This is a genomic window from Methyloparacoccus murrellii, assembly GCF_054657115.1.
This window is the reverse complement of the sequence record NZ_BAAHXD010000012.1, coordinates 66,831-75,129: the sequence shown is the minus strand read 5'-3', so window position 1 is coordinate 75,129 and position 8,299 is coordinate 66,831. Positions and strand designations below refer to the sequence as shown.

At 66.2% G+C, this 8,299-nt stretch carries 8 protein-coding genes; 6 read left to right on the top strand and 2 right to left on the bottom strand.

The annotated features are described in order from the left end of the window. The 4 genes from ACYQ1H_RS05415 to ACYQ1H_RS05400 form a co-directional block, all read left to right on the top strand. Positions 1-414, top strand: a 414-nt coding sequence (locus ACYQ1H_RS05415; protein WP_460027018.1) for an efflux RND transporter permease subunit, incomplete at its 5' end; no start/stop codon positions are given. After that, positions 411-731 (top strand): P-II family nitrogen regulator, encoded by a 321-nt coding sequence (locus ACYQ1H_RS05410; RefSeq protein WP_460027017.1) that lies wholly within the window; start codon positions 411-413, stop codon positions 729-731. The genes ACYQ1H_RS05415 and ACYQ1H_RS05410, both read left to right, overlap by 4 nt. A 191-nt stretch (positions 732-922) precedes the next feature. Then, positions 923-1,345: a surface-adhesin E family protein gene (locus ACYQ1H_RS05405; protein WP_460027016.1), complete on the top strand. Its 423-nt coding sequence runs from the start codon at positions 923-925 to the stop codon at positions 1,343-1,345. Between the two features lie 391 nt (positions 1,346-1,736). After that, positions 1,737-2,804: a class I SAM-dependent methyltransferase gene (locus ACYQ1H_RS05400; RefSeq protein ID WP_460027015.1), complete on the top strand. Its 1,068-nt coding sequence runs from the start codon at positions 1,737-1,739 to the stop codon at positions 2,802-2,804. On the opposite strand, the gene recJ is transcribed toward ACYQ1H_RS05400, so the two are convergent. Together recJ and cyoE are read right to left on the bottom strand one after the other, a co-directional pair. Continuing rightward, positions 2,783-4,531: a single-stranded-DNA-specific exonuclease RecJ gene (gene recJ / locus ACYQ1H_RS05395; protein ID WP_460027014.1), complete on the bottom strand. Its 1,749-nt coding sequence runs from the start codon at positions 4,529-4,531 to the stop codon at positions 2,783-2,785. The two genes, ACYQ1H_RS05400 and recJ, sit on opposite strands and share 22 nt — an antisense overlap. A 52-nt stretch (positions 4,532-4,583) precedes the next feature. Then, the gene (cyoE, locus tag ACYQ1H_RS05390; protein WP_460027013.1) at positions 4,584-5,477 is read right to left on the bottom strand and encodes a heme o synthase; all 894 of its coding nucleotides are present in this window, start codon (positions 5,475-5,477) and stop codon (positions 4,584-4,586) included. Positions 5,478-5,569: 92 nt separating this feature from the next. Between cyoE and ACYQ1H_RS05385 the strand changes: the two genes are divergently transcribed. Both ACYQ1H_RS05385 and ACYQ1H_RS05380 read left to right on the top strand, forming a co-directional pair. After that, positions 5,570-6,946, top strand: a complete 1,377-nt coding sequence (locus tag ACYQ1H_RS05385) for a M16 family metallopeptidase (protein ID WP_460027012.1) — start codon at positions 5,570-5,572, stop codon at positions 6,944-6,946. After that, on the top strand, positions 6,936-8,264 hold the full coding sequence (locus tag ACYQ1H_RS05380) for a M16 family metallopeptidase (RefSeq protein WP_460027011.1): 1,329 nt from the start codon (positions 6,936-6,938) through the stop codon (positions 8,262-8,264). Before ACYQ1H_RS05385 ends, ACYQ1H_RS05380 begins: the two co-directional genes overlap by 11 nt. Positions 8,265-8,299 lie beyond the last annotated feature (35 nt).

Below are 8,299 nucleotides of genomic sequence, written 5' to 3'. Positions count from 1 at the left end.
GCCTTGATTGTCATGAATGTTCCTTTTGCCTTGATCGGCGGCTTGGTGGCACTCTGGCTGACCGGCATCAATCTCAGTGTGTCCGCGGCGGTCGGGTTTATCGCGCTATTCGGCATCGCCGTGCAGAATGGGGTGATATTGGTTTCGCACCTGAATGCCCTCCTGCGCGAGGGACATGACTTGCACGAGGCCATCATGAGGGGTGCCACCGATCGCCTGCGGCCTGGCATCATGACGGCACTCATGGCCATGCTGGGGCTATTCCCGGCGGCACTTTCGACCAGTGTTGGCTCGGAAACTGCCAAGCCTTTTGCGGTGGTCATCATTGGCGGCCTGGTGACGGCAACCCTGCTGACCCTTACCCTGCTGCCCTTGCTCTACCGGTATGCTGAAGGCCGGACCTTGAAGCCATGAAAGAAATCCGCGCCTATATTCAACCATTCGTGCTAGGCCGGGTCGTTCAGGCCTTGATGGAGATTCCGGGCTTTCCTGGCATGAGTGTGTGGGACTGCGAGGGTTTCGGTCACCAGCGGGGCGATTCGGGTCAGGATTTCAACCCCTTCGTTGCCAAGAAACGGCTGGAAATCCTCGCGGAGGAGGAACTGGTCGATGTCATCATCGCCACCCTGATGAAATATGCCCATACAGGTCGTCCCGGGGATGGCCGGGTTTACCTCTTCGACGTGCTGGAAGAGGGTGAAATCCGCACGGGACAACGGGCGAAGCGCTAGCTGGCTGCCGGGGCCGTAAGCCGGAGGCTGGCGATGTTGTTCGGGTTGGCGACCCCTGTGGGGCAAACCGGCTTCACAGGTTCGGGTGCAGTGGCAAACGGCCCGATTGTTTGTTGTCACAAAAATAATTGTTGCCCAATGGGGTTGAAGTGATCTAGTATCGACGGCACATCATCTCGCCGGAGATCGTCATGATCCACCTTCGTCTCTGCCTGCTGGCTGCTACCCTGATTTCGGCGTCACCCGGCTGGGCGAGCCACTGGACCGCGGTAGGCGAGGGCGGAAATGGCCTGTTCTCGATCGCCGTGGATCTCGACTCCGTGCAGCGGTCCGGCGATCATGTCAAGGTCATGGAAAAGTTCACCTACAACAGGCCCGCCAGGCACACCGGCGGACGCTACATCCATGTCATCAAGTCGAATCAGTCCTACGACTGCGATGGGCGCACGTCACTGGTCCTGCTCGGTTTTGCCTATGGCGACCGGGAGGCCATGAAGCCCATCGACAAGATTCAGTACCACGACATCCCCTCGAACTATCTCCCCGTAGCCGACGGTTCCGCCGAGGAGAAAATCATGGCGTTGGTCTGTTCCGACCGGGTGGCGACCAAGTAGACCATCTTCATCCCCACTGCGGGCATTCTTCGCGTCGGCAGGGCCGGGGTGTCCCCGGCATCCTGCCTGACGGTCGGCCGCCTGGCCGATTCCCCCCCCCCCCCCCGGCTATCGCTGTCCATTTTTCGGTCAGGGGGCGAAATCCATTCAAACTCAATCGCTTGTCGCGATATCCACAGGATAGTTAACGTCCTGTCCACGCCGGCTGGGGAAAACTGGCGCGCGGTGATGCAGGGCGGCCGGCGCGGTACCGTCTGCGGCCGGGAGCTTTCCTCGCCGTATGGCGCGATAATGACGCAGGAGCGAGGCCTGTTCCCGCTTGCCACAGGCCGGGAGGCCGGTTCCGCCGCAGCTCCAGGAATGAGCGGCCACTTTTCGAATACCCGAAATCATGAATGAGTCGGAAGCGCAGGTGGCGGCACTGGCCGCCTATTTCGCGCGGCATTCTGCCGTGCCGTTGGCTGCCCAGCGGCCAGCCCTCTTGTTCCGGCCGCCGGCTGGCCTGGATGCTGTGGCCGAATTGCGGCCGGGACCGTGCGTCCAGAGTCACAAGCCTACCGCCGAGGCCCTGCAGCAGAGCGGCTGGCAGGTGCTCGATGCGCCCCGAGAGACCTGCCGACTGGCGATCGTCTTCGCCACCAAGCACAAGGAAGAGATACTCCACCACCTGGCGCTGGCGGCGGAGGCGCTGGAGGAGGGTGGCAGCCTGATCCTGGTTGCGGCCAACACCCTGGGTGCGCCATCCCTGGAGCGGCGCTTGGGCGAGCTGACGGGGCGGACCGAGACCTTCAGCAAGCACAAGTGCCGCGTGGTACGTGCGTTCAAGGCGGACGCGCAGCTGAATCCGGCACTGCTCGCGGACTGGAAGCGCGGTGGCGAGCTGCGCCGGCTGCCGGCTACGGGTTGCTACAGTTGTCCGGGCCTGTTCAGCTGGAAGTCGCTGGATCTGGGGTCGCGCCTGCTGGCGGCGCGGCTGCCGGCGGATCTGTCCGGATGCGGGGCCGACTTGGGGGCCGGCTACGGCTATCTGGCGCGGGAGGCATTGCAGTGCGCGCCGGGTATCCGCGAACTGCATCTGGTCGAGGCGGAGGGCAAGGCACTGGCGGCGGCGCAGCTCAACCTGGCCGATGTCGCCGGCACGCGGCGCCTGCACTATCACTGGGCGGATGTCACCGCCGGCCTGCCGCTGGTGCGGCTGGACTTCGTCCTCATGAATCCGCCCTTTCATGCCGGGCGCGCGCCGTTGCCGGCGCTGGGCCGGGCCTTCGTGCGCGAGGCGCTGCGGCTGTTGAAGCCCGGTGGACGTCTGCTGCTGGTGGCCAACCGCCAGCTGCCCTATGAAGCGGAAATCCGGAGCATGGGCGGGGAGATCGGCAGTGCCGAGGAAACCCAGGGTTTCAAGATCATCCAGGCCACAAAGGTCCGCCAGGCGGACGCTCAGGCCAGGCTTTCCATGTAGTCGATCCGCAGCTGAAGGCTGCGGTTGTTGCGATATTCGTTGACATCCAGCCGGTAGGCGGCGCGAATGCTGTGGCAGCGCAGCCACTCGCCGGGATTGTCCAGCCCGAAGGCAATCGCATCGATGTGCGGGGCGCCATTGCGGGGCTTCAGGACCAGCTTCAGGTGGCGCTCGCCGACAATGCGGCTGCCGGCAACCTCGAAGTCCCCGTCGAACACCGGCTCGGGAAAGTGCTGACCCCAGGGGCCGGCGGTCTGCAGCAACTCGGCGGTGGCGAGCGTCAGTTGCTCCGCGTCCAGCGGTCCGTCGGTGTGGATCGTATGTTCGAGGTCTGCGCCCTCGGCGCGCCGTCGGACCTCGTTCTCGAAGCCGGCCATGAAGGCCTCCAGCCCTGCCCGGGGAATCGTGAGTCCCGCCGCCATGGCATGCCCGCCATAACGGCGGATCAACTGCGGCTGACGGGTCGCGAGGTCGGCCAGCACGTCGCGGATGTGGATCCCGGGAATCGAGCGGGCGGAACCCTTGAGTTCGTCCGGGTTGCGGTCGGCGGGGGCGAAGGCGATGACGGGCCGATGGATGCGGTCCTTCACCCGCGAGGCGACCAGTCCCACCAGGCCCTCGTGCCAGTCCTGACAGAACAGGCACAGCGCGGGACGGTCGCTCCCCTCCTCGGTATCCAGCTGCGAGAGCGCCGCCAGGGCCTCCTGCTTCATCTGCTCCTCGATGAGGCGGCGGTCGCGGTTGAGCAGATCGAGCTGTTGCGCCAGTGCGCCGGCCTGCACGGGATCGTCGGCCAGCAGGCATTCGATGCCGAGGCTCATGTCGTCCAGCCGGCCGGCAGCGTTGAGCCGCGGGCCGGCGGCAAAGCCGAGGTCGGCGGCGCTGGTCCGTTGCGGCTCGCGCCCCGCCACTGTCAGCAAGGCCAGCAGGCCCGGATGCGCCTGGCCGGCGCGGATGCGTTGCAGTCCCTGATGCACCAGGATCCGGTTGACATGGTCCAGCGGAACGACGTCGGCCACCGTGCCCAGGGCGACCAGGTCCAGCAGGGTGCCGAGCTTGGGCTCCGCGACGCCCGTCCGCGTGAAGTGTCCCGCCGCCCGCAGCGCCTGTCGCAGGGCCATGAGCACGTAGAACATGACACCGACGCCAGCCAGCGCGTGGCTGGGAAAGTCTTCGCCCGGCAGGTTCGGGTTGACGATGGCCGTGGCGGCCGGGACGGTGCTGCCGGGCAGATGATGGTCGGTGATCAGGACCTCCATGCCCATTGCCGCCGCCGCAGCGACGCCCTCATGGCTGGAGATGCCGTTGTCCACGGTCAGCAGCAGATCGGGCTGGCGCGTGGCGGCCAGGGTCACGATTTCGGGGGTCAGGCCGTAGCCATATTCGAAGCGGTTCGGCACCAGGTAGCTGACCTGCCGCAGTCCCAGCGCCCGCAGTCCGCGCATGGCGACGGCGGTGGCGGTGGCGCCGTCGGCGTCATAGTCGCCGATGATCAGCACCCGACGGTCGTGGTGGATGGCATCGCTCAGTCGCTCGACCATGGCGGCCATGCCCGACAGCCGCTGCGGCGCCGGCAGGCAGCCCAGCGAACGGTCCAGCTCGCCGGTATCGCGGATCTCGCGGCTGGCGTACAGCCGTTGCAGCAGCTCGGGCAGCTGTCCCAGTGGCGGGGCCTGATCGTTGGCCGGTCGCCGGACGATCTTCTTGCGGACCGGGTAATACGGCATGGTGATCGGGATTCGGGAGTTCGGCGCGTGCCGCCCGAAAGCGGCCGTTGCGTCAGAAGGGCAGGTAGTGGTCGACCAGCAGGGCACTGAAGATGCCGGCGAGATAGAGCAGGGAATAGCCGAAGGTGCGCATGGCCAGCTTGTTGTCGCGCGCGCGCTTGAGGCGGATCGCATGGTAGAGGAAGCCGCCGCCGAGCAGCAGGGCGGCAATCAGGTAGATCAGCCCGCTCATGCCGGTCAGATAGGGCAGCAGGCTGAAGATCACCAGCAGGATGGTGTAGCCGAGGATGTGCAGCTTGGTCACCTCGTCGCCGTAGATGACCGGCAGCATGGGCATGTCGGCGAGGCGGTACTCGTCCTTCTTGGCCAGCGCCAGGGGCCAGAAGTGCGGCGGAGTCCAGATGAAGATCAACAGGAACAGCAGCAGCGCATGCGGATGGATGCCGCCGGTGACGGCGCACCAGCCCAGTACCGGCGGGGCCGCGCCGGCCGCGCCGCCGATGACGATGTTCTGGATGGTGATGCGCTTCAGGTAGCGGGTATAGATCACGGCATAGCCGATCAGCGAGACGAAGGTCAGCACGGCGGTCAGTGGGTTGACCAGCAGCGTCAGCACCAGCATCGAGATGGCCGCCAGGATCAGCGCGAAGACATTGGCCTCGCGCGGGGTCAGCTGCGCCTGCGGCAGCGGGCGGTCCTCGGTCCGGCCCATCTTGCCGTCGATCTCGCGGTCGTAGACGTGATTCAGCGCCGCCGCCGAGGCGGCCGCGAGGCCAATGCCGAGGGCGCCCCAGAAGGTTTCCTGCAGGGGCGGCAGGCCCGGCACGGCCAGGAACATGCCGATGATGGCGGTGAACACGATGGCGCCAACCACCCGCAACTTGCAGAGTCCCAGATAGGCTTTCCAGAGGGGCAGGCTAGGGGTTTGGCTGACTGTCGAGATCATGGTCCACAGAATCTTTCGTTTACAATGCCCCGTTCCAGGAGGCGGCTGACCGCCCTTCTTTCGCGTCCATCATGCCAGGGAGAACGTCAAGAATGTCATTACGCGGACTCCGCATGCTCCTGCTCGCCGTGCCCTTGCCGGGACTCGCGGCCGAGCCCCCGGTTCACGAGTTCACGCTGGACAACGGCCTGAAAATCCTGGTGCAGGAGGATCATCGAGCGCCCGCCGTGGTCTCGCAGGTCTGGTACAAGGTCGGCGCCAGCAACGAATATGGCGGCATCACGGGCATCTCGCACATGCTCGAACACATGATGTTCAAGGGCACCCAGAAGCATCCGCCGGGCGAATTCTCACGCATTATCGCAGCAAACGGAGGGCGCGAGAATGCTTTCACCGGCCAGGACTACACCGCCTATTTCCAGACGCTGGAGGCGTCCCGCTTGCCCATCAGCTTCGAGCTGGAGGCGGACCGCATGCGCAATCTCAAACTGGTCGAGGCCGAATTCGCCAAGGAGCACCAGGTCGTGCTGGAGGAGCGCCGCCTGCGCACCGACGACCAGCCGCGCGCCAAGATGCAGGAACACTTCGAGTCGGTCGCCTACAGCAACAGCCCCTACCGCAACCCGGTCGTCGGCTGGCCGGACGATGTCGCGGGACTCACGCTGGATGACCTCAAGCATTGGTATGGCCGCTGGTACGCCCCCAACAACGCCACGCTGGTGGTCGTCGGCGACGTCAAGCCGGAAGAAGTGCTCAAGCAGGCCAGGAAATTCTTCGGCCCGCTCAAGCGCAGCGAGCTGCCGCCGGTCAAGCCGCAGACCGAGGTCGAGCAGCTGGGGCTGCGGCGGCTGGCTGTCAGCGTGCCGGCGAAACTACCGCACCTGGTGCTGGGCTACAAGACGCCCTCGCTGAGGACCGCCGCCGACGAGGCCGACGCCTATGCCCTGGAAGTGGCGGCAGGCATCCTCGATGGCGGCAACAGCGCCCGCTTCTCCAGCCGCCTGGTGCGTGGCCAGCAGATCGCGGCGGCGGCCGGCGCGGGCTACGACCTTTACGCGCGTCTCGCCAACCTGTTCACGCTGGAGGGCACGCCGGTGCAGGGCAAGTCGCTGGCTGAACTCGAGGCGGCATTGCTGGAGGAGGTGCGCAAGCTGCGCGACGAACCGATCGCTGCCGACGAGCTCCAGCGCGTCAAGGCGCAGGTGCTGGCCAGCCATGTCTACCAGCTCGACTCCATGTTCTACCAGGCCATGCAGCTGGGCACCGCCGAGACCGTGGGCCTCAGCTGGCGCAAAGTGCGGGAATACGTCGACCGGGTGAACGCGGTGACGGCCGAGCAGGTTCAGGCGGTCGCCCGCAAGTACCTGGTCGACGAGCGCCTGACGATCGCGCATCTGAATCCCCTGCCGCTGCCCGAGGGGGCGCCGGCGCCGGAAGACGCTGCCATGGGAGGTGGCCATGTTCGTTAAGCTGTTTATCGGTATCCTGCGGCCGGCCTGGCTGGCACTGGGTCTGCTCGCTTTCGGTGGCACCGCCCTGGCCGTGCCGGACATCCAGCACTGGACCACGGCACGCGGCGGACGTGTCTACTTCGTGCCCACGGCGGGGCTACCGCTGGTCGACATCCGGCTGGTGTTCGATGCCGGCAGTGCCCGGGACGGTGAGAAATTCGGCCTCGCCAATCTGACCTCCGGCATGCTCGACGCGGGTGCCGGCCCTTGGGATGCCGACGCCATCGCCCAGCGGCTGGAAAACGTCGGTGCACTGCTGGGCACCGGCGCCGGGCGCGATTCCGCCTACGTCACCCTGCGCAGCCTGACGCACCCGGACAAGCTCGCCACCGCGCTGGAAGTCGCCCGGGAGGTGCTGGCGCATCCACGCTTCGAGGCCAGGGACTTCGAGCGCGAGAGGAACCGTACCCTGCTGGCGATCCGGCAGCAGGGCGAGGACCCCGGCGAGGTCGCCGAGATCGCCTTCATGAACGCCCTGTATGGCGATCATCCCTACGCCCATCCCCCCGAGGGGCTGAAGGAGGCGGTCGAGCGGCTGACCCGCGATGACCTCGTCGATTTCCATCGCCGGACCTACACGGTCCGCAACGGCATCGTCGCCATCGTCGGCGATCTGCCGCGCGCCGATGCCGAGCGCATGGCCGAGCAGCTGCTGGCCGACCTGCCGGAGGGCGAGGCCTTGCCGCCCCTGCCCGAGCCTGTCGCCAGGTCCGCTCCGGAAACCCTCAGGACGGCCTATCCCTCCGAGCAGACCCACATCTATGCCGGCGTGACCGGCATGCGGATCAACGATCCGGACTACTTCCCGCTGTATGTCGGCAACCATGTCCTCGGTGGCAGCGGCCTGGTGTCGCGGATCATGGAGGAGGTGCGGGAAAAGCGCGGTTTTGCCTACAACGCCTACAGCTATTTCATTCCGATGCGGGTGACCGGGCCTTTCGAGATCGGCCTGCAGACCCGCAACGACCAGACCCAGGAGGCCCTGAAGGTCGCCATCAAGACGGTCAGGGATTTCATCGACGGCGGGCCCAGCGACAAGGAGCTGCAGGCGGCCAAGCAGAACATCGTCGGCGGTTTCGTGCTGCGGCTGGACAGCAACCAGAAGCTGACCGCCGAAGTTGCGTCGATCGGCTTCTTCAATCGGCCGCTGGATTACCTCAATACCTTCCCGGCCAGGGTGCAGGCGGTGACCCGCGAGGATGTCAGGCGTGCCTTCCGGGCGCGAGTCGACCTCGACCGGTTGCAGACGATCCTGGTGGGGGGCGGCGCCAGGTGATTGCCGGCCGCCGGCAGCGGGTGGCGGGCGTCTTG